The organism is Amycolatopsis thermalba (assembly GCF_023376025.1).
GTDB classification, from domain to species: Bacteria; Actinomycetota; Actinomycetes; order Mycobacteriales; family Pseudonocardiaceae; genus Amycolatopsis_E; species Amycolatopsis_E thermalba.
This window is the reverse complement of record NZ_CP091196.1, coordinates 1,310,478-1,329,890: the sequence shown is the minus strand read 5'-3', so window position 1 is coordinate 1,329,890 and position 19,413 is coordinate 1,310,478. Positions and strand designations below refer to the sequence as shown.

Sequence of the window (19,413 nt, the reverse complement as noted above, 5' to 3'; positions counted from 1 at the left end):
TCGCCGCGTTCAGGCCCGTTTGCGGACCACGACGGTGATGACGCCGCCCAGGACGACGGCGCCCGCGCCGACGCCGAGCCAGATCGGCCAGGTCTCCGTCGGTTCCTCGGCTGCGACGAGCACCGGGGCCCTCTGGGCGGGCTTCTGGCTGGCGCCGGCGTAGGACGGGCCGTCCTCCGGCCGGCCGCCGATCGTCAGGTCGAGCGTGACCGGCACCGGGACGTCGTCGCCGGACGCGGCGGTGGAGCCCACCTTGATCGCGATGTAGTACCAGCCCGCCAGGGCCTGACTGCGCGCCGAGAAGGTGTCGGCGTGGCGGTTGTGGTACCGGACCGGAACGGTGGACAGCACGTCCTCGGTCGACGGCAGCGCCGCCGGCCGGCCCGTGAAGACCGTGGTGTCGGAGTCGATCTGCGCGCGGTACGGGTTGTACAGCGAGGTGGCGATGTTGGAGATGTTGTCCACGCCGCTGCCACCCGCCTGTCCGAAGTGGACCCGGTAGGCCAGCCCCTGGCCCCAGTCGAGCTTGACGCGGTAGAAGACGTACTCGCCCCGTTGCAGCGTGTCCCGGTAGCGGCCACTGCCCGGCAGCGTCGCCGCGACCGTGAACGACCCGCCGCCGGTCACCTCCCGGTCCGCGGACGGTTCGGTGAACGGGACCTTCGGCAGGACCGCCCTGCTGCCACCGTCGGTGACCGGCGGTTCGACGATGGTGAGCAGTTCGACCGGCAGCCGCTCCGGCACCCCGGCGGAGACGCGGTCCCAGGTGAGCGCGACGTAGTAGCGACCGCCGCCCTTGCACGTGCCGTCGTCGCCGTCCAGGGTGCGGGCGACGGTCAGCGCCTCGCCGTCGCTGGACATCGTGACCTGCTCGGTCTCGAACACGTGGCAGTCCTTGCCGCCGTCGGCGTAGAGGCGCAACTGCAGCGTGTTCATGTCCTGCGTGATCGAAACGCCGTCGATGCGCGGGAAGGAGATGGTGGCGCTGAAGTGGGCGGCGCCGCCCTCTGGCACGTCCACCGCGTAGTAGCGGGTCTCCTTCTGCCCGATGGTGTCCAGGTGCTGGCCGGGCTCGGCCACCGGTGCGTTGTCCCAGGTCGCGGTACCGGTGATCGGGGTGCCGGCGGGCTCGTAGGTGCGCAGGGCGGTCGCGGAGACGCGCGGCAGGATGCGCTCCAGGGTCTTGCCGTCGGGCGCGTCGGTGTAGGTGCCGCCGGTGACCTGCGCGATGCAGGTGAGCTGCGCACGGGACTTGGCGTCGACGGCGAAGCCGACCGCGTGCACGACGACCGTGGCGCCCTGGGCGGTCAGCTCGCGGGCGACCTCGCAGGGGTCGGGCGGGGCGCAGGTGTCCTCCCCGTCGGAGACGAGGACGATCGCGCGCGGGCCGGTGTCCGGGAGCGCGTCGGCGGCGGTGCGCAGGGCGGTGCCGATCGGGGTGTAGCCGCTGGGCTGGATGCCGTCGACGGCCGCGGTGAGGGCGGGCTTGTCGATGGCGCGGGGCGGGCTGAGGACCTGGACGTCCTGGCAGCCCTGCGGCTTCTCGGCGTCGGAGGAGCCGGTGCGGGTGCCGTAGACGGTGAGGCCGACCTGGGCTTGCGCGGGCGCCGACCCGATGAACCGGCGGAGCGCGGTCTTCGCGGCGTCCATCTTGGTGCCGCTGGTGGGGTCCGCCTGCTTCATGGAGCCGGACCCGTCGAGGACGAGCATGGTCGGGGCGTAGGTGGGCTCCTGCGCGTGAGCCGGGGCGAGCCCGAGCCCCAGCAGGCCCGCGACGGCCACCGGGAGAAGCTGCGAAAGCCGGAACATGGTCCCCCATCCGTGTGATCGATGCCGCTTGGATGCGATCGCAAACGAATGGGTTCCACCGGGTTTCGGCTAGTGCGTGTTTCATGAGCGGGGCAGCCACTCGTTGATCGAGGCGATTGTCAGTACCGCCTCGAAACGCACGGCGAGCTTGTCGTAGCGGGTGGCCACTGCCCGGTTGCGTTTGAGCCGGTTGATGCAGCACTCCACCTCCAGGATCGAACGCCGGCGGCGGCCACCCACACGGCCACGCCCGCCGCCGGTACCCCGCTTGGTCAGCCGGCACCGGGATCGTGGCCTTGATCCCACGACGCCCCAGGTAGCCACGGTTGGCTCGGGAGCTGCAGGCCGGGGGCGGCCGAGCCCGTGATCAGCAGGTTCGGCGTCGGTCCCGCCGGGCGGTTCGACCTGCGGATCCCCCTTTGCCGTGCGCACGGCCCATAGACCCGGGGGATGTCTTGCCAGGGTGCACCGATCCGGATCCGCCAGCGGATCCCGTTGATCAGCTGGCGTTTGGTCCACTTCGGCGGGCGGCCAGGGTTACTGCCGATGGGCAGCAGCGGTTCCAACGACACGCCGACACGATCCTCATCGGCATCACACCAGCTCCCAGCCTTGAAACACGCGCTAGGCGTCGGCCTTCTGCTTCGCGCGCAGGCCGCGCAGCCCGATGACCCCGATGATCGTGCCGAGGGCGAAGCTCACGATCGCCAGGATGAGGTGCACGACGAAGAACCCGGTGGCCGACCCGTCCGGCCCCCACGAGTTCTCGCTCGCCCACAGGTTCTTCACGAACGTGATCCAGATGACCCAGGACCAGATCCCGAAAGCCAGCAGGAACCACGCCACACGTCGAGACATGCTCCGAGTATCCCCCGATCGGATCGGGGCGCCGCGCGGGGGAACCGGTACGCGCGTCCTCTAGCCTGCTTTGGTGCGACGCGGTTTTCTGCTCTCCCTCGTTCTGGTTGTGTTGTCCGGTCTCGTCCCGTTCGCGGGCACCGCGGCGGCCGCTCCCGCCGTGTGCCCGGACGCGGTCGTGCCGCCCCCGCCGGTGGACACCTCCGAACAGCCACCGCCCGGCGTGGCCGCGCCCGCTCCCCTGCCGGTGCCGAAGGCCGCGGTCGGCGGGGCGCGCATGGGCGAGTGCGGCGTGGTCCACCCGTCCGGCGCCGCGGTTCCGCCCGGCACCACCGCCGCGTCCTGGCTGGTGCAGGACCTCGACACGGGCGAAGTCCTCGCGGCGAAGAACCCGCACGCCCGCCAGCGCCCGGCGTCGCTGATCAAGACGCTGCTGGCGCTCGTGGTGATCCGCGAGCTGAAGCCGGAGCAGATCATCGTTCCGACGGTCGAGGACGCCAGCCAGGAGTGCACCTGCGTCGGCCTCGTCGCCGGCGGCCGGTACACCGTGGACCTGCTGCTGCACGGCCTGCTGATGCACTCCGGCAACGACGTCGCCCACGCCTTCGCCACCGCGCTGGGCGGGGTGCCAGCGACGGAGCGGAAGATGAACGACCTGGCCGCGGAACTGGGCGCGACGGACACCCGCGCGGCGACGCCGTCCGGGCTCGACGGGCCGGGCATGTCGGCGTCGGCCTACGACATGAGCCTGATCTTCAACTACGCCATGAAGCAGCCCGAGTTCGCCGCCTCGATCGCGACGCGCGCCGTGCAGATCCCGGCGCAGCCCGGCAAGCCCGCGTTCTCGATCGTCAACGACAACAAGCTGCTCGGCACGTACCCCGGTTTCCTCGGCGGGAAGACCGGCTTCACCGACGACGCCCGGCACACCTACGTCGGCGCCGCCGAACAGAACGGCCGGCGCGTCGCGGTGGTCCTGATGCGGGCCGAGAACCGCCCCACGCCCGTCGTGAACCAGGCCAAGGCGCTGCTGGACTACGGCTTCGCACTGGCCCGGACGAACGCTTCGCCGGTCGGGCACCTGGTGTCGCCGGCCGCGCCGGAGGTGACCGCGGACGGCGCCGCTTCGGATTCCGGCGTCGCGGACGCCGGGGTGGCGGTGGAGAAGGATCCCTTCGGGGTGACCGGGTGGATCCTGACGCTGGTGGTGGCGGTGATCATCGTGGCCGGGTTCGTGATCGGGCACCACCGCAAGAAGCGGCAGGGGCCGCAGGCCTCCTGACCGGCGCTACCGGCGCCGCCGGCCCAGCCAGGCCAGCACCGCGCCCGCGCTGAACGCTCCGGCCACCGCGCCCGCACCGGGGCCGCGCCGCACCTCCACCGTCGGCCGGATGACCGCCGGCGGTGGGGGTTCGACCGTCTGCACGAGGTTCTCCCGCGCCGTCGCCGTCCAGGCCGTGACGAAGAGCAGGAAGCGGGACACCAGGTTGGCGAACACCAGCAGACCGATGATCGGCCCGAACAGGGCCCCGCTCGGCGAGCTGGTCACGCTCGCCAGGTAGATCGAACCGACCTGCTTCAGCACCTCGAATCCCACCGAGGCGATCGCGGCGCCCTTGATCGCGCTGCGCGGCGACACCTTCTCCCGCGGCAGCCGCGACAGCACCCACAGGAACACCAGCATGTTGGCCAGCAGCGCCAGCAGGATCGTCGCCAGGCGCAGGATGAACAACGCCCACCCCTGGTCGTCCAGCCCCACCCACCGCAGGATCAGGTTGCCGACCCCGCCGCCGATCGCGGTCAGACCGAACGACACCACCAGCGCCAGCCCGAGCCCGGCGAGCGCGAGCAGGTCCTTGATCGTCGTCGAGACCAGCGGGCGGCTCTTCTTCTCCTGCCCCCACTGGGCGGTGAGCGCGTCCCGCAGGTTGCTCATCCAGCCGATCCCCGAGTACAGGGCCAGCAGCAGACCGAACACCCCGGTGGCGCCCCGCGACTTCAACGCCGTGTCGACGATGTTCGCGACGAAGTCCCCGATGCCCGCCGGCGTCGACGACACGATCCCGTCGCGCAGCTCGTTCAGGGCCGTCGCGTTGTTCGCCAGCACGAACCCGGCGATCGAGAACCCCACCATGAGCAGCGGAAACAGCGACAGCACGCTGAAGTACGTGATCGCCGCCGCGTAGTGGTTGCCGTAGCGCTCGCCGAACGCGTCGTTGGCTCGCACCAGGTGATCGAGCCACGGGTACTTCCGGCGCAGCCGCGGGACCAGCTTTTCCTTTTCGTCCGCCACGGGAAAACGCTAACGACCCGGTCCCGGCCCTGCAATTCGAGGCCGGAATAGGTCCATTGTGGACGTCAGCTCGCGGGCGGCAGGAACCCGACGCGGTCGAACACCCGCTCCAGCGTGCGCGCCGACACCGCACGGGCCTTTTCTGCGCCACGGGCCAGGATCTTGTCCAGTTCGGCCACATCGTCCAGATAGGACTGAACGCGCTCCTGGATCGGCGTGACCCATTCGACGAGGACCTCGGCCAGGTCCTTCTTCAGGTCGCCGTAGCCCTTGCCCGCGTACGCGGCCTCCAAGTCGGCGATGGTGCGGTCGGTCAGCGCCGAGTAGATCGACAGCAGGTTCGACACACCCGCCTTGTTCTCCCGGTCGAACACGATCTCGCGGCCGGTGTCGGTGACCGCCGAGCGGATCTTCTTCGCCGAGCGCTTCGGGTCCTCCAGCAGCTCGATGATGCCGTTCGGCGAAGACGCCGACTTGCTCATCTTCACCGCCGGGTCCTGCAGATCGTAGATCTTCGCCGTGCCCTGCACGATGTGCGGCTCGGGCACGGTGAACGTCTTGCCGAAGCGCTGGTTGAACCGCTGCGCCAGGTTGCGAGTCAGCTCCAGGTGCTGGCGCTGGTCCTCACCCACCGGCACCGCGTCCGCCTGGTAGATCAGGATGTCCGCGGCCATCAGCACGGGGTAGGTGAACAGGCCGACGCTGGCGTGGTCGGTGCCCTGCTTGGCCGCCTTGTCCTTGAACTGCGTCATGCGGCTGGCCTCGCCGAAGCCGGTCAGGCACTCCAGCACCCAGGACAGCTGCGCGTGCTCGGGCACCTGGCTCTGCACGAACAACGCGCTGCGCTCCGGGTCCACGCCGAGCGCGAGCAGCTGCGCGGCCGAGACCCGGGTGCGCTGCCGCAGCACCTTCGGGTCCTGCTCGACCGTGATCGCGTGCAGGTCGACGACCATGTAGAAGGTCTCGTGCGTGTCCTGCATGCGCACCCACTGGCGCAGGGCACCGAGGTAGTTGCCGAGGTGGAACGAGTCGGCGGTGGGCTGGATCCCGGACAGCACGCGCGGGCGGGCGGTGGTTTCTGGCGCTTCGGACACGACCTGGATTGTCGCAGGCGCCGCGGACGGCGATGGCAGCGAGGTCCGCCGCGGGACCGGTGCCCGCTGTGATCGCGGTCGCTCCGGGTTTTGCTCGTCGGCGCCCGGGTAACCGTCCGACCGCGGACGGGTCAGACCTGGGGACGCCGGTAGGGGGTCAGAGCCGGGCGCGTGGGCTCTTCGCAGGTCTCGACGATGACCGGGACGACCGCCTCCGCCTGGGCCTTGCGGCGCTGGCGCACGATGCCCAGGGCCATGCCGATGATGCCGAGCAGGACCGCGGCGAGGCCGACGGGACCGAGCAGGCCGAACGAGACACCGGCCGGTTCGGCCTGGGAAGCCGGTGCCGCCGAGGCGACGCCGGTGGTGGTCGCGGTCGCGAGGACCGCGAGGACCAGGCCGGCCCGCAGTACGTGCACTGTTCGGTTGCGCACCGGTGTGCCTCCTGAGACGAGACTGCCGTTCCAACGTCGCAGTCACCCTATTGGGCGACCGTTGCCAGCGTGAAAACTACCGACCGTGTCAAGGCCGATCGTTCTTGATCACGCGCGGGGCAGAGAGTAGCGCCCATCGGAGTGCCGGGGACACGGGGGTTCCACCCCCGCGCCCCGGCGCGACATCATCGCCGGTCAGACGGCTCGTCCGGCACAGCCCGCTCGGCAACCGGTTCGGTGCGCGGAAATCGGCGGGGACAGGACGACCCTGCGCGCGGGTCGCGCCCGCGCGCAGAGCGGTCAGGACTTGCTCTGGTCGTTGCTCAGCCACTTCTCCGGGCGCACCCGGACCAGCAGCGAGTTCTCCCCCAGCGCGCCGTCCACGTAGCTCCGCGCGTCGGGCTCCGGGAGGTAGCGGGAGGCGATCCCGAGGGCCTCCGCCCGCGTCGGCGGCTCGTCGCTGATCACGACGCTGCCCTCGACGGACACGTACTTGTACGGCCAGCTCTCGTCCTGCACGGTCAGGGTCAGCCGGCCCGCCTTGCGCACCAGCCTGTCCTTCACCGAACCGCGATCCATCCACAGCAGGACCTCGCCGCCGGGCCGGTAGTCGTACCAGATCGGCACGGCCAGCGGCGCCCGGCCGTCGCGCTCGACGGCCAGCACGGCGACGTGCACGCCCGCCAGGAAGGATTCACGTTCGGCCGGCGTCATCACGAATGACACGAGCTGCCCCCATTCAGTCGGTGTGCCATGGTCAACACCCGCACCCATCCGGGCATTCCGGCTATTCCGGGGAAAAGTCGAACGTCGCCGTCACCGGGGCGTGGTCGGACCAGCGCAGCTCGTAGCTCGGCGCCCGCTCCACCACCAGCGACGTGCACGTTTCGGCCAGACCGGGCGTGGTGACCAGGTAGTCGATGCGCCAGCCCGCGTCGTTGTCGAACGCCTTGCCGCGGTAGGACCACCACGTGTACGGGCCGGGGCCCTCCGGGTCGAGCCTGCGCTGCACGTCCACGTACCCGGCCTCGCCGAACACGCGGCTCATCCAGGCGCGCTCCTCGGGCAGGAAGCCGGAGTTCTTCTGGTTGCCCTTCCAGTTCTTCAGGTCGATCTCGGCGTGCGCGATGTTCCAGTCACCGCCCACGACGACCTCGCACCCGGCCGCCTCGGCCTTGCCGCGCAACTCCACCAGGTAGGGCAGGAACGCGGCCATGAACCGCTCCTTCTCCTCCTGCCGCGGCGTGCCCACGTCACCGCTGGGCAGGTACAGGCTCGCCACGACCACGCCCGGTAGGTGCACCTCGAGGTAGCGCCCGCTGTCCTCGAACTCCGCCGCGCCGAACCCGACGCGCACCTCGGACGGCTCGGCCCGGCTGTAGACCGAGACGCCGTTGCGGCCCTTCACGGCCGAGGGCGCGTGGTGCGCGTGCCACCCCTCGGGCGCGACGACGTCCCTGGGCAGCTGCCCGGCCTCGGCGCGCACCTCCTGGCAGAGGATCACGTCGGACCCGCTGGCCGCGAGCCACTCGACGAACCCCTTCTTGGCGGCGGCGCGCATGCCGTTGACGTTGACTGTGGAGACGGTGAACACGGCACGCACGCTACCTGCCACCCCCGACAATCCTGGACACTGCCGCCATGAGCGCACTGACCGTCCTCGGCAGCTGCGGGGCGTGGCCGGAACCGGGCCGCGCCTGCGCCGGCTTCGTGCTGTCCCACCAGGGTTTCCGGATCGTCCTGGACCTCGGCTACGGCACCATCGGCCCGCTGCTCGGGCACTTCCCGCGGGGCGAGGTCGACGCGGTGATCGTCACGCACCGCCACCCCGACCACTGCGTGGACGTGAGCGCTCTCGCCCGCGTGCGGCACTACGAGGCCGCCGGCGAGCCGAAGATCCCCCTGTACTGCGAACCCGGCGTCCTGGACGTGCTGCGCGCGCTGGAACCCCGGCCCGACCCGGCAGCGGTCTTCGACGTGCACGACCTCGGCCGCCCGGCGCGGATCGGGCCCTTCTCGCTCACCCCGTTCCCGCTGCCGCACCACGTCCCGGACTACGGCGTCCGGCTCACGGCCCCGGGCCTCACCGTGGCTTACACCGGCGACTGCGGCCCCACCGAAGCGCTACGCGAACTCGCGCGCGACGCCGACCTCTTCATCGCCGACGCCACGCTGCCGGAGGAACCGGAAGGCAGCCCACGCAACGTCATGACCGCCACGGAGGCGGCGACCTGGGCGGCGGCCGGGGGCGCCCGCCGGCTGTTGCTGACCCACTTCTGGCCGGGCAGCGATCGCGTGGTCTCCGCGACGCGGGCGCGTGCCGCGTTCGGCGGTGACGTGATCGTCGCCGAGGAGGGACTCGTCGTGGCGCTGTGACTTCAGCAGTTGCCGCTGACCGGCCGCAGGTACTCCGTCTTCGCCCACTTGTTCTCGGCGATCTTGCGGAACCCGTTCTGGACCTCGGCCTGGGCGTCGGTCTCGGCGTTCTGGTTGAACTTGCCCACGATGTCCGCGCCGGTGTCCGGGGCGGCCCGCACGTTGAGCACGTCCGCCGTCACCGTGACGCGGCAGCCGGCCGAGCCGCCGCCGGTGGCGCCCTCGGAGACCTGCTTGTCGGTGCCCATCAGGTAGATCAGCCCGACGCCGGCCAGGATCGCGACGATGATCAGTGCCCGCTTAGGGATGCCCAGGAACACGGGAACTCCTCACCAGCTCACTTGCGTTCCGGGTAAGGGTAGCCACACTTCAGCAGCCGGGACAGGGCCGCGCGGGCGAACCACCCGAGAGGCGTCACGACGCGGGCACGCTCGGTGACCAGACGCTGTGGTGCCGCACCACGTGAGTGCCGGCGCGGCTCAGGAGGGCGACGGTGACCGGGTCCCGGTACGGATCGAACGGGCGCTGCACCTTCCACAGGTGGTCGGACAGGGCCTTCGCCAGCTGCCCGGCCGTGCCGGACCCGCGCACGGTCAGGACGCTCAACGACAGGATCCGCTCACCCGCGGCACGGCACACGACGTCGACGCGCGCCCGCGCCAGGCCGGTCAGCCGCAACGCGCCGAGGACCAGCCCGCACACCAGCAGCGCGATCACCTCCAGCAGCGCGAACGGCAGCAGCACCAGCCAGACGAGGATCTGCAGGCCCACGACGAGCGCTTCGAGAGCCTGCCCGGCGAGCCCGGCGACCAGCAGCAGCGGCGCGAGGTAGAGCCACTGCCAGCCGCGGATTTCCCGGTCGTGCTGGGACTTGCGCTGGTCCCGGCGTTCGTGGCGCCACTCCGCGGGTGTGCGCCGCGGCCTCGGCGGCGCGAACCGGTAGCGCTTGTAGTCGCCGGCCGGGATGTTCACCGGCTGGATGACACGCTGCCACGGCGCGAACCGGCGCGTCACGGTCCAGACGTGGTTGTCGGGATGGATCACCTGCACGAGGGCAGTCATACCCGACGCGGTTCAGCTCGGCGCGACTGCCCGCAGGCCGTTGTGACGCGCCGCCACCCCGGACAGCGCGGCCTCGACATCGTCCGTCACTTCCGCGAAGTCCAGATCGGACCGTGCCCGGAGTGCCCGGGCCACCTCGATCCACGCCAACGAGGAGGCGGCCAGGAGCGCGTTCCGGTCGTGGTACCGGTCGATCGTGTCCACGAGCCGCCCGGATCCGGCCTCCCGAACCCCCGCTTGATCAGCGCACTGCTGTCCAGGTAGACGCGCATCAGATTCGATCGTCGCGATCGAGGAGGTCGAGCGAGTACACACCTTCGTCGAACGTCTGCTCCGGCGTTACCCGACGGTACGGGCTCCTCGGCGGCCGCACCTTACCCGTGCGCAGGAGAAGTTCCGGTACCACCGCGCCCGGGGCACGGAAAAGCCCGGCCACCGAAACGGTGACCGGGCCTCTCGCTGTGGCCGGGAAGAACGCGGACTCAGCCCTGGGCGATCTTCGCCGCCAGGTTCTCGTCCAGGGTCGCCAGGAACTCCTCCGTCGTCTGGAACGGCTGGTCCTTGCCGACGAGCAGCGCCAGGTCCTTGGTCATCTTGCCGCTCTCGACGGTCTCGATGACGACCTGCTCGAGCTTGTTGGCGAAGCCCACCAGCTCGGAGTTGCCGTCCAGCTTGCCGCGGTGCTCGAGACCCCGGGTCCACGCGAAGATCGACGCGATCGGGTTCGTCGAGGTCGGCTTGCCCTGCTGGTGCTGGCGGTAGTGCCGGGTGACCGTGCCGTGCGCGGCCTCGGCTTCCACGGTCTTGCCGTCCGGCGTGCGCAGCACCGAGGTCATCAGGCCCAGCGAGCCGAAGCCCTGCGCCACGGTGTCGGACTGCACGTCACCGTCGTAGTTCTTGCACGCCCAGACGTAGCCGCCCTCCCACTTCAGCGAGGCGGCGACCATGTCGTCGATCAGGCGGTGCTCGTAGGTCAGGCCCTTGGCGTCGAAGTCGGCCTTGAACTCGTTGTCGAAGATCTCCTGGAAGGTGTCCTTGAACATGCCGTCGTAGGCCTTCAGGATGGTGTTCTTCGTCGACATGTAGACCGGCATGCCGCGGTCCAGGCCGTACTGCAGCGAGGCGCGCGCGAAGTCCTCGATCGACTTGCGGTAGTTGTACATGCCCATCGCGACGCCGCCACCCTCCGGGTAGCGGGCGACCTCGAACTCGATCGGCTCGGAGCCGTCCTCGGGCACGTACGTCATGGTCACCGTGCCGGGGCCGGGGACCTTGAAGTCGGTGGCCTTGTACTGGTCACCGTGCGCGTGACGGCCGATGATGATCGGCTTCGTCCAGCCCGGGACCAGCCGCGGGATGTTGGAGATGATGATCGGCTCACGGAAGACGACGCCGCCGAGGATGTTGCGGATGGTGCCGTTGGGGCTCCGCCACATCTTCTTCAGGCCGAACTCCTCGACCCGGGCCTCGTCCGGGGTGATGGTGGCGCACTTGACGCCGACGCCGTGCTTCTTGATGGCGTTCGCGGAATCGATCGTGACCTGGTCGTCAGTCCGGTCCCGCTCCTCGATGCCGAGGTCGTAGTACTCGAGGTTGATGTCGAGATACGGGTGGATCAGCTTGTCCTTGATGAACTTCCAGATGATGCGAGTCATCTCGTCGCCGTCGAGTTCTACGACGGTGCCCTCGACCTTGATCTTGGCCATGAGCCGCGGTGCTCCTCTCGCGGATCTGCGCGTGTCTGTGCAGCACGTCTATGCGGTACAAGCGTACTGCTATTGAGCGACCAACGCCTTAAGTGGTGACGTACCTCAGTCTCGCAAAGGCCGGAAGTGGCCGAAGTCACGGCCCCGCTCGGGAGTGCGGGCCGTCCCACGCGGGTGTCACTATTGGCCCATGCCGAAGAAGCTCCGTCTCACCGGTGACCCCGACGCGGACGCCCTCCTCTCCGCGGACCCGTTCGCCCTCCTCACGGGCATGCTCCTGGACCAGCAGATCGCCATGGAGACGGCGTTCATCGGGCCCAAGAAGATCGCCGACCGCATGGACGGCTTCGACGTGCGCAAGATCGCCGAGTCCGACCTCGACGAGTTCGTCGAGCTGTGCGTGACCCCGCCGGCCATCCACCGGTACGGCGGCTCCATGGCGCGCCGCGTGCACGCGCTCGCCAACCACATCGTGGAGCACTACGACGGCAAGACCGACCGCATCTGGAAGCAGGGCAAACCGGACGGCAAGGAGGTCCTGCGCCGCCTCAAGGAGCTGCCCGGCTACGGCGACCAGAAGGCCCGGATCTTCCTCGCGTTGCTCGGCAAGCAGCGCGGGGTCCAGCCCGAGGGCTGGCGCGAGGCCGCCGGCGCCTACGGCGAGGACGGCTCGCGCCGCTCGATCGCCGACGTCGTCAGCCCGGAGACCCTCGCCGAGGTCCGCGCCTTCAAGAAAGCCGCCAAGGCCGCCGCGAAGAGCTGATCAGCCGGGGTGGGCGCCGACCGTGTCGCGGATTTCGGCGCCCAGCCCCGAACCGCTGCCCCGCGCGCAGTGCGCGCAGCAGAAGAACCGGCCCTCGACCTCGACGCCGTGCCCGAGGATCCGGCATCCGCAGTGCTCACACGACGGGGCGATTTTCTGCGCCGCGCATTCGATGCTGTCGAACGTGTAGGTGTCCCCGCTGACCGTCCGGACCTCGAAGGACATCCAGTAGTCGTTTCCGCAGACCACGCAGGTAGCCATCGTCGGAACTCCTTTTCGCGTCGGGATGAATCGAAGCCTGCTCGCCTCCCGGATACCCGGCAACTTGATCAATTCCCGTCCGGTGACAATTGCCGGTCGTCCGATTTACCCTGGTTCCCGCGGAGGTGGTCGATGATGCACGCAGCCGTAGGAGACCGGATCCTCGTCCACGGTCGCACCGTCGGGGCGGCCGAACAGCGCGGCGAGATCGTCGAAGTCCGCGGGGAGAACGGCGGACCGCCCTACCTCGTCCGCTTCGCCGACGGCCACGAAGGCCTGATCTTCCCCGGCTCGGACTGCGAGGTCAGTCACGACCAGCAGGAAAACAACGCCTGACCAGGCGCGTTACGTGGGAATGGTCACCCGGGTAGCGGGATGACAACGAGCCCCCGCCTGGTTGAGACTGGTTGACGGACAGCTCGTGCCGCCATGGACGGCGATGGGCTGTCCTTATTCATGCCTCGTGACTGTATCGATGCAGACATCCTCGAAAGGAGTACCGTGCCCATCGCGCTGCTCGCGCTCGCCGTCGGTGCCTTCGGTATCGGCACCACGGAATTCGTCATGATGGGTGTCCTTCCGCAGACGGCCGCGACGTTCGGGGTGGACATCCCGACCGCGGGCCACCTCATCTCCGCCTACGCGCTCGGCGTGGTCGTCGGGGCGCCGCTGCTGACCGCGGTCGCCGTGCGGCTGCCGCGCAAGACGATGCTGCTGGCGATGATGGCGCTGTTCACGGCGGGCAACCTGCTGTTCGCCGTCGCGCCGAACCAGGAGTTCGGCGTGGTCTTCCGGTTCCTCGCCGGACTGCCGCACGGCGCGTTCTTCGGCGCCGGCGCGGTCGTGGCGTCGAGCCTCGTCGAACCCGGCGACCGCGCGAAGGCCGTGTCGATGATGTTCCTCGGCCTGACCCTGGCCAACGTCGTGGGCGTGCCGCTGGGCACGCTGCTCGGCCAGCAGGTCGGCTGGCGGTTCACCTTCGGTGTCGTCGCGCTGATCGGCCTGGTCGCCGTGCTGGCGATCGCGAAGCTGGTGCCGCACCAGGGCCGTCCGGAGTCGCCGTCGCTGCGCGGCGAGCTGGGCGCCTTCCGCCGCCCGCAGGTGTGGCTGGCACTGGCGATCGTGACCTTCGGGCTGGGCGGCGTGTTCGCCTGCCTGTCCTACGTGACGCCGATGATGACCGACGTCGCCGGCTACGACCCGCAGGCCGTGACCCTGCTGCTCGCGCTGGCCGGTGTCGGGATGACCATCGGCAACCTGCTCGGCGGGCGGCTGGCCGACAAGGCGCTGATGCCGAGCCTGTACGTCGCGCTGCTCGCGCTGGCCGCGGTGCTGGCGATCTTCACCGTCACCGCGCACGACAAGATCGGCGCCGCGATCACGATCTTCCTGGTCGGCATCGCCGGGTTCATGATCGGCCCGATGATGCAGACCCGCGTCATGGTCAAGGCCGGTGGGGCGCCGTCGATGGTGTCGGCCGCGGTGCAGTCGGCGTTCAACGTCGCCAACTCGATCGGCGCCTACCTGGGCGGCCTGGTCATCGCCGGCGGGCTCGGCCTGGTCTCGCCGAACTGGGTCGGCGCGGGCCTGGCCATCGTGGGCCTGACGATCGCCGTGGTGTCCGGTTCGCTGGACCGCCGCGAAGCCGCCCGGACCCCGGCGATGGCCGAGGCCTGACCTCAGGTGCCGAACGGTCCGTCGGTGATCGTGAAGGCCAGGAAGAGGATGAGCACGCCGAGCCCGGCGTAGCTGAGGACGTCCACCGGGCGGCCGCGGATGGCCAGCAGGCCGGCCCGCACGTCCGGCAGGACGGCCCGCAGTACCGCCGCCACGAGCAGGGCGCCGCCGATGATCGCGGCGCCCTGCCGCCAGTGGTACTGCCAGATCCGCAGCCCGGCGATCGCCACCAGCAGCATCACCAGGGCGAACGGGAGCTGTTCCAGGACGGCCGCGCGGTTACGCCGTGGCGAGTGCACGCTCGGCCGCCTCGACGACGTTGGTGACCAGCATCGCCCGGGTCATCGGGCCCACCCCGCCGGGGTTCGGCGACAGCCATCCGGCGACCTCGGCGACCGCCGGGTCCACGTCACCGGTGAGCTTGCCGTCGACGTGCGAGACGCCCACGTCGAGCACCGCCGCGCCCGGCTTGACCATGTCCGGCTTGATCAGGTGCGGCACGCCGGCGGCGGCGATCACGATGTCCGCGCGCTTGACCTCGGCCGCCAGGTCGCGGGTGCCGGTGTGGCACAGCGTCACGGTGGCGTTCTCGCTGCGGCGGGTCAGCAGCAGGCCCATCGTGCGGCCCACGGTGACGCCGCGGCCGACGACGGTGACGTTCGCGCCGGCGATCGGCACGTCGTGGCGCTTGAGCAGTTCGAGGATCCCGTACGGCGTGCAGGGCAGCGGCCCGGCCTCGTTGAGCACCAGCCGGCCGAGGCTGACCGGGGCGAGACCGTCGGCGTCCTTCTCCGGCGCGATGCGCTCCAGGATGCGGCCCGCGTCGAGGTGCCTGGGCAGCGGGAGCTGGACGATGTAGCCGTGGCAGGCCGGGTCGGCGTTGAGCTCGTCGATGACGGCCTCGAGCTTGTCCTGGCTGATGTCGCCGGGCAGGTCGCGGCGGATCGAGTTGACGCCGATCTTCGCGCTGTCCGCGTGCTTCATCCGGACGTAGGAGTGGGAGCCCGGGTCGTCGCCGACCAGGACGGTTCCCAGCCCGGGCGTCACGCCGCGCTCGGCCAGGGCGGCCACCCGCGGCTTGAGCTCGTCGAAGATGGCGTTCTTGGTCGCTTTGCCGTCGAGAACCGTCGCAGTCACGGCTTCCATTCTGGCAAAGGAATGAACTCGGCCTCACGCGAGGACGGCGGAGGACACTATGGGTAGTTCCGTTGAAACGCTTAGTACCTCGATTGATGTATCTGCACTGGTCATTGCCCCTATCGGTGCGGGCGGTGTGCAATCGGATCGGTGACCAGTCAAAATGGCCTGGTGGCGCAACCGACGACCCAGCTGAACGCGACCGAGCAGGACACACTGGTCAAGCAGATCGGACTGGCCCTGCTGCGGGCCGCTCCGCGGGACTGGCGGCGGGTGACCGCGACCTACCGGGCGGTCGGCCGCTACCACGAGCTGTCCGGTGAGGTCCTGCTCGAGGACGGGTCGGCCCAGGAGTGGATGGCCACCCACGACATCGCCACGCTGTTCGGCCGGTTGCGGGCCGGGATGTACCGCGAGGGCCGCGGCACCTGGTTCAACGCGCGTTACCAGCTCGACCACCCATCGAGCTACAACCTGGAGTACGACCGCGACGAGCCGCGGTGGGACCTGATGCCCCCGCCGCAGGCGTACGCGGACGAGCTGAGGATGTTCCCGCGCTCGGAGGACAACGTCCCGGAGTGGCTGATGCGCCGGATGGCCGGTCTCGCGCCCGAGCAGCCCGGCCCGCGCTTCCGGATCGCCCGGATCTTCGACGGCCACGAGCCCAGCGGCCGCCCGGTGCTCAACCGCCCGGAGCTGGACGCCGACGAGCAGCAGCGGGTGCTCGAGTACCTGAACAACGCGCCGGTCGTGCGGGCCGAGCGCGGGTTCGACCTGGACCGGCTGGCGCAGCAGCCCGCGGCGACCGTGCCGGTGGCCTTCCACACCGACGGGGTGTGGATCTGGCCGGCGGCGGTCAACTACTACCTGCAGGAGTACGGCGTCGCGCCGGAAGCCGAGCTGGTCGCGCACATCGCCGGCCACGGGCACACGCTGCCCGAGGTACCGGAGCAGACCGTGCAGGCCGCGGGCGCGTACCTGAGCCGGGGGCCCGCTCAGCCGGCGCGCCGGGTGCCGGAGCAGGCGCCGCCGCCTGCCGAGCCCGCGCCGGAGGCGGCCGTCGAGCAGCCGACCACGCTGACGCCGGTGATCGACCCGGAGGCCGGGCCGCCGACGATGCTGGTGCAGCCGGCGGTGCAGGACGCGGAGCCGGGGTCGGCTTCGGCTTCGGCCGAGGACGCCGGGGATGAGACGCGGACGTGGGACGCACGAGAAGCGTTCGCCGACGAGCCGCGCGGTGGTGCGGACGGGCGGACGTGGGAGCCGCGCGACGGTGTCGGCGGTGAGCCGGGCGGTTTTGCGGGACAGGAGCGCGTGGCCGCCGCGGACGAGGAGCCGACGGAGGGCCGCGGCTGGGACGGTCGCGAGGCCTACGCCGCGCAGGAAGGCGCGGAGGCGCGCGGCCCGGAGCGGTTCGGCGCCGAGGGGCCCGGCCAGCACGGCTACGGCCAGGAGGGGCCGGAGGCGCGTGGCGCAGAGCGCTTCGGCGCCGAGCGCGGCTTCAGCCAGGAGGGCGCGGAGGCACGCGGCCCGGAGCGGTTCGGTGCCGAGCACGGGCAGCACGGCTACAGCCCGGAAGGCTCGGAGGCGCGCTTCGGCGCGGAGGCCCCCGAGGGGCCGGGCCAGGGTGGGTTCAGTCAGGAGGGCCCAGAGGCACGCGGCCCGGAGCGCTTCGGCACCGAGGGCCGGGGGCAGCACGGCTACAGCCCGGAAGGCCCGGAGGCGCGCTTCGCCGCGGAGGCCCCCGAGGGGCGCGGCCAGCGCGACTTCGGCGGCCAGCATGGCCCGGAAGGTCCCGGCGAGCGCGGCTTCGCCGCGGAGGCGCCGGAGCGACGCGGCCAGCGCCGATTCGCCGAGCCCGAGAGCCCGGAAGGCCAGGAGGGTGGCGAGCGTGGCTTCGGCGGCCCCGAAGCGCCGGAGCGGCGCCCCAGGCCCGACGGCACGGAAGGGCCCGGCCAGCGCGCGTTCACCGGCCAGGAAACCCCGGAGGGCCGGGGCCAGCACGGCCTGACCGCCCAGGAGGGCCCCGAGCCTCGTGAACGCTCCCGCGGCCAAGGGGGGTTCGCCGGGCAGGAGCAGGCCGCCCCGGAGGGGCGCGGCCAGCACTCCGCGGCGCAGGAGGGGCTCGCCGGGCAGGCAACCGTGGCCGGGTTCGATCCCCGCGCTCCGGAACGCTTGGCGCCGGAAGGCCGTGGCGCGGCCGGGCAGGCGGACGTCCGCCGTCCGGAGGGCTTCGCCGCGGAGGCCCCGGAAGGCCGGCGCGCGTTCGCCGGCCCGGAAGGCCGGGAGCAGTACGGCATCGCCGACCAGGAAGGCCCCGACCAACGCGGCTTCACCGGCCAGGGAGGCTCCGACCAGCACGGCTTCGCCGACCAGGAAGGCCCCGACCAACGCGGCTTCACCGGTCCGGAAAGCCCCGGCCAGCGCGCCTTCACCGGACAGGGAAGCCCCAGCCAGCACGGCTTCGCCGATCAGGAGGACCCCGACCAACGCGGCATCGCCGGCCAGGGAGGCCCCGACCACCGCGACTTCGCCGGTCAGGAGGGACCCGGCCCACGCGGCTTCGCCGATCAGGAGGACCCCGACCAACGCGGCATCGCCGGCCAGGGAGGCCCCGACCACCGCGACTTCGCCGGTCAGGAGGGCCCCGGCCCACGCGGCTTCGCCGGTCCGGAGGGCCGCGACCCGCGCGGGTTCACCGGCCAGGAAGGCCGTGACCAGCGTGCCTTCGCCAGTGAGGAGGGGCCGGAGGGCCTCGTGGGTCATGAGGCCGCTCCGGAAGCACGGGGCTTCGGGTCCGCGCCGGGCGGCTTCGCTCCGCAGGGGGCACCGGCCTTCGCCGGGCCGGGGCCGCGCGGTGGGCGTCCGGCGCCCGACGGCCCGCCGACCATGCTCGCCCGCCCGGTGGCCCCGCCGTCCGGTCCCACCGAGCCTGCCCTGGACAACCTGCGCGCCAAGCTGTCCGACCTCGGCGTGCCGGACGCGGCCTACCGCATCGGCGAACCGGCCGAGCACGGCTGGAGCCTGGAGAAGGTCGACGACGGCTGGCGCGTCGGCTGGTACGACGAGACCCTGACGAGCCCCGCGGTCTTCGGCGACGCCGACGACGCGGCCGCGTTCATGCTCGGCAAGCTGCTGCTCAGCCCGGGTGGCCGCATCACGCCGCCCGCGCGGCCGGAGATGGACGCCACCGAGGTGCCGCGCACGCCGGCCCAGGAGCCGTCCGAGCCGCCGCGGCACGACCTGCCGCAGCGGGCTCTGTCCGACCGCCTCGACGAGCCGGACCCGGCCGGGCCGCCCACGATGCTGGCTCCCCCGGTCGCGCCGCCCCCGCCCGCTCCCCCGCGACGGGAACCGCCGCCGCGACGGGTCGAACCGGCGGCGCCCGCCCCCGCGGTGGCCACGGCGTCGGCCGCGTCCGGTGGCGGCAACCAGCAGTGGCCGATCCAGCCGCTGCCCGGTGAGCCGCCGCTGACCCTGTTCCGCGGCAAGGAGATGCGCGAACTGCCCGCCGGCAGCGAGCTGGACCGCTTCGGCGGCCCGAACGGCAACCTGACCTACGCGGCCGGGACCCCGTTCGAGGAGCGTTCGCTGGTGCCCGAGTGGGTGAACCGGCCGTACCACGTGTACCGGGTGCAGCGGCCGATCGAGGCGCTGGCCGGGGTCGCGATCCCGTGGTTCAACCAGCCCGGCGGCGGCGCGGCGTACCTGCTGCCCGCGTCGATCGAGGACCTGCTCGCCTCGGGCGACCTGATCGAGCTGGACCCGGGCGAACCGCCGATCGACTAGCCGCTCGCGCGGGACGGGCACCTTGCCGCTCGGGGTGGCGCCTGCCGAGCCCGGCGAGGTGACCGCGCCCGGCGGCCTGCCGCGACCGTGGCGCGCACGCCACTCCCGCCGGGGCGCCGTGACCGCGCCCCGGCGGCGGGCCGTGCACCAGCCG

At 71.4% G+C, this 19,413-nt stretch carries 22 protein-coding genes; 6 read left to right on the top strand and 16 right to left on the bottom strand.

The window, feature by feature from the left end:
• Nucleotides 1-9: 9 nt before the first annotated feature.
• The 4 genes from L1857_RS06530 to L1857_RS06515 all read right to left on the bottom strand — a co-directional run bounded on the left by L1857_RS06530 (nt 10) and on the right by L1857_RS06515 (nt 2,667).
• Nucleotides 10-1,782 carry a vWA domain-containing protein gene (locus L1857_RS06530; RefSeq protein WP_205413305.1) on the bottom strand — a complete coding sequence of 591 codons (1,773 nt, stop codon included), beginning with the start codon at nt 1,780-1,782 and terminating at the stop codon, nt 10-12.
• Between the two features lie 108 nt (nt 1,783-1,890).
• Complete coding sequence (locus tag L1857_RS35655) at nt 1,891-2,049, bottom strand: hypothetical protein (protein ID WP_369806766.1); 159 nt, start codon at nt 2,047-2,049, stop codon at nt 1,891-1,893.
• 32 nt (nt 2,050-2,081) lie between these two features.
• Nucleotides 2,082-2,381, bottom strand: coding sequence for a transposase (locus L1857_RS06520; RefSeq protein WP_233157108.1), 300 nt, complete (start codon nt 2,379-2,381; stop codon nt 2,082-2,084).
• Nucleotides 2,382-2,433: 52 nt separating this feature from the next.
• Nucleotides 2,434-2,667, bottom strand: coding sequence for an SCO4848 family membrane protein (locus L1857_RS06515; RefSeq protein ID WP_167481562.1), 234 nt, complete (start codon nt 2,665-2,667; stop codon nt 2,434-2,436).
• 73 nt (nt 2,668-2,740) lie between these two features.
• On the opposite strand from L1857_RS06515, the gene L1857_RS06510 reads away from it, so the two are divergent.
• Nucleotides 2,741-3,949 carry a D-alanyl-D-alanine carboxypeptidase family protein gene (locus L1857_RS06510; RefSeq protein WP_116111535.1) on the top strand — a complete coding sequence of 403 codons (1,209 nt, stop codon included), beginning with the start codon at nt 2,741-2,743 and terminating at the stop codon, nt 3,947-3,949.
• 6 nt (nt 3,950-3,955) lie between these two features.
• On the opposite strand, the gene yhjD is transcribed toward L1857_RS06510, so the two are convergent.
• From yhjD to L1857_RS06485, 5 genes are all read right to left on the bottom strand, one after another.
• Nucleotides 3,956-4,960, bottom strand: coding sequence for an inner membrane protein YhjD (gene yhjD / locus L1857_RS06505; RefSeq protein WP_094004012.1), 1,005 nt, complete (start codon nt 4,958-4,960; stop codon nt 3,956-3,958).
• A 65-nt stretch (nt 4,961-5,025) separates the two neighbouring features.
• The gene (gene trpS / locus L1857_RS06500) at nt 5,026-6,054 is read right to left on the bottom strand and encodes a tryptophan--tRNA ligase (protein ID WP_094004011.1); all 1,029 of its coding nucleotides are present in this window, start codon (nt 6,052-6,054) and stop codon (nt 5,026-5,028) included.
• 131 nt (nt 6,055-6,185) lie between these two features.
• A complete protein-coding gene (locus tag L1857_RS06495; protein ID WP_369806764.1) occupies nt 6,186-6,488 on the bottom strand; it encodes a hypothetical protein in 303 nt (100 codons plus the stop codon).
• Between the two features lie 300 nt (nt 6,489-6,788).
• Entirely contained in the window at nt 6,789-7,202 is a 414-nt protein-coding gene (locus L1857_RS06490; protein ID WP_094004009.1) for a pyridoxamine 5'-phosphate oxidase family protein, read from the bottom strand.
• Nucleotides 7,203-7,275: 73 nt separating this feature from the next.
• Complete coding sequence (locus L1857_RS06485) at nt 7,276-8,091, bottom strand: exodeoxyribonuclease III (RefSeq protein WP_094004008.1); 816 nt, start codon at nt 8,089-8,091, stop codon at nt 7,276-7,278.
• A 38-nt stretch (nt 8,092-8,129) separates the two neighbouring features.
• Here L1857_RS06485 and L1857_RS06480 point away from each other — a divergent pair, with 38 nt between their 5' ends.
• Nucleotides 8,130-8,864, top strand: a complete 735-nt coding sequence (locus L1857_RS06480; RefSeq protein ID WP_116111528.1) for an MBL fold metallo-hydrolase — start codon at nt 8,130-8,132, stop codon at nt 8,862-8,864.
• 2 nt (nt 8,865-8,866) lie between these two features.
• On the opposite strand, the gene L1857_RS06475 is transcribed toward L1857_RS06480, so the two are convergent.
• The 4 genes from L1857_RS06475 to L1857_RS06460 form a co-directional block, all read right to left on the bottom strand.
• Entirely contained in the window at nt 8,867-9,184 is a 318-nt protein-coding gene (locus L1857_RS06475) for an SH3 domain-containing protein (RefSeq protein ID WP_094004006.1), read from the bottom strand.
• A gap of 94 nt (nt 9,185-9,278) precedes the next feature.
• Entirely contained in the window at nt 9,279-9,926 is a 648-nt protein-coding gene (locus L1857_RS06470) for a hypothetical protein (RefSeq protein WP_249464653.1), read from the bottom strand.
• A 12-nt stretch (nt 9,927-9,938) separates the two neighbouring features.
• Nucleotides 9,939-10,130, bottom strand: coding sequence for a hypothetical protein (locus tag L1857_RS06465; protein WP_116111530.1), 192 nt, complete (start codon nt 10,128-10,130; stop codon nt 9,939-9,941).
• A 278-nt stretch (nt 10,131-10,408) separates the two neighbouring features.
• The gene (locus L1857_RS06460) at nt 10,409-11,632 is read right to left on the bottom strand and encodes an NADP-dependent isocitrate dehydrogenase (RefSeq protein ID WP_094004003.1); all 1,224 of its coding nucleotides are present in this window, start codon (nt 11,630-11,632) and stop codon (nt 10,409-10,411) included.
• Nucleotides 11,633-11,822: 190 nt separating this feature from the next.
• Between L1857_RS06460 and L1857_RS06455 the strand changes: the two genes are divergently transcribed.
• Nucleotides 11,823-12,395, top strand: coding sequence for an HhH-GPD-type base excision DNA repair protein (locus tag L1857_RS06455; protein ID WP_094004002.1), 573 nt, complete (start codon nt 11,823-11,825; stop codon nt 12,393-12,395).
• Here the strand turns inward: L1857_RS06455 and L1857_RS06450 are convergent, their stop codons facing one another.
• Complete coding sequence (locus L1857_RS06450) at nt 12,396-12,656, bottom strand: Prokaryotic metallothionein (protein WP_094004001.1); 261 nt, start codon at nt 12,654-12,656, stop codon at nt 12,396-12,398. It abuts the gene before it with no gap.
• 135 nt (nt 12,657-12,791) lie between these two features.
• Between L1857_RS06450 and L1857_RS06445 the strand changes: the two genes are divergently transcribed.
• Together L1857_RS06445 and L1857_RS06440 are read left to right on the top strand one after the other, a co-directional pair.
• A complete protein-coding gene (locus L1857_RS06445; RefSeq protein ID WP_094004040.1) occupies nt 12,792-12,992 on the top strand; it encodes a DUF1918 domain-containing protein in 201 nt (66 codons plus the stop codon).
• A gap of 165 nt (nt 12,993-13,157) precedes the next feature.
• A complete protein-coding gene (locus tag L1857_RS06440) occupies nt 13,158-14,333 on the top strand; it encodes an MFS transporter (RefSeq protein WP_094004000.1) in 1,176 nt (391 codons plus the stop codon).
• A 2-nt stretch (nt 14,334-14,335) separates the two neighbouring features.
• On the opposite strand, the gene L1857_RS06435 is transcribed toward L1857_RS06440, so the two are convergent.
• Nucleotides 14,336-14,632, bottom strand: a complete 297-nt coding sequence (locus L1857_RS06435) for a DUF3017 domain-containing protein (protein ID WP_094003999.1) — start codon at nt 14,630-14,632, stop codon at nt 14,336-14,338.
• A complete protein-coding gene (locus tag L1857_RS06430; RefSeq protein WP_205413306.1) occupies nt 14,613-15,479 on the bottom strand; it encodes a bifunctional methylenetetrahydrofolate dehydrogenase/methenyltetrahydrofolate cyclohydrolase in 867 nt (288 codons plus the stop codon). Before L1857_RS06430 ends, L1857_RS06435 begins: the two co-directional genes overlap by 20 nt.
• A 162-nt stretch (nt 15,480-15,641) precedes the next feature.
• Between L1857_RS06430 and L1857_RS06425 the strand changes: the two genes are divergently transcribed.
• A complete protein-coding gene (locus L1857_RS06425; RefSeq protein WP_249464651.1) occupies nt 15,642-19,259 on the top strand; it encodes a glycohydrolase toxin TNT-related protein in 3,618 nt (1,205 codons plus the stop codon).
• Nucleotides 19,260-19,413 lie beyond the last annotated feature (154 nt).

Coding starts and splice junctions, on each gene's coding strand:
- L1857_RS06430 (WP_205413306.1), bottom strand. CDS start 15,479: ATGGAAGCCGTGACTGCGACGGTTCTCGACGGCAAAGCGACCAAGAAC.
- L1857_RS06450 (WP_094004001.1), bottom strand. CDS start 12,656: ATGGCTACCTGCGTGGTCTGCGGAAACGACTACTGGATGTCCTTCGAG.
- L1857_RS06490 (WP_094004009.1), bottom strand. CDS start 7,202: ATGACGCCGGCCGAACGTGAATCCTTCCTGGCGGGCGTGCACGTCGCC.
- L1857_RS06515 (WP_167481562.1), bottom strand. CDS start 2,667: ATGTCTCGACGTGTGGCGTGGTTCCTGCTGGCTTTCGGGATCTGGTCC.
- L1857_RS06445 (WP_094004040.1), top strand. CDS start 12,792: ATGCACGCAGCCGTAGGAGACCGGATCCTCGTCCACGGTCGCACCGTC.
- L1857_RS06455 (WP_094004002.1), top strand. CDS start 11,823: ATGCCGAAGAAGCTCCGTCTCACCGGTGACCCCGACGCGGACGCCCTC.
- L1857_RS06460 (WP_094004003.1), bottom strand. CDS start 11,632: ATGGCCAAGATCAAGGTCGAGGGCACCGTCGTAGAACTCGACGGCGAC.
- L1857_RS06480 (WP_116111528.1), top strand. CDS start 8,130: ATGAGCGCACTGACCGTCCTCGGCAGCTGCGGGGCGTGGCCGGAACCG.
- L1857_RS06470 (WP_249464653.1), bottom strand. CDS start 9,926: ATGACTGCCCTCGTGCAGGTGATCCATCCCGACAACCACGTCTGGACC.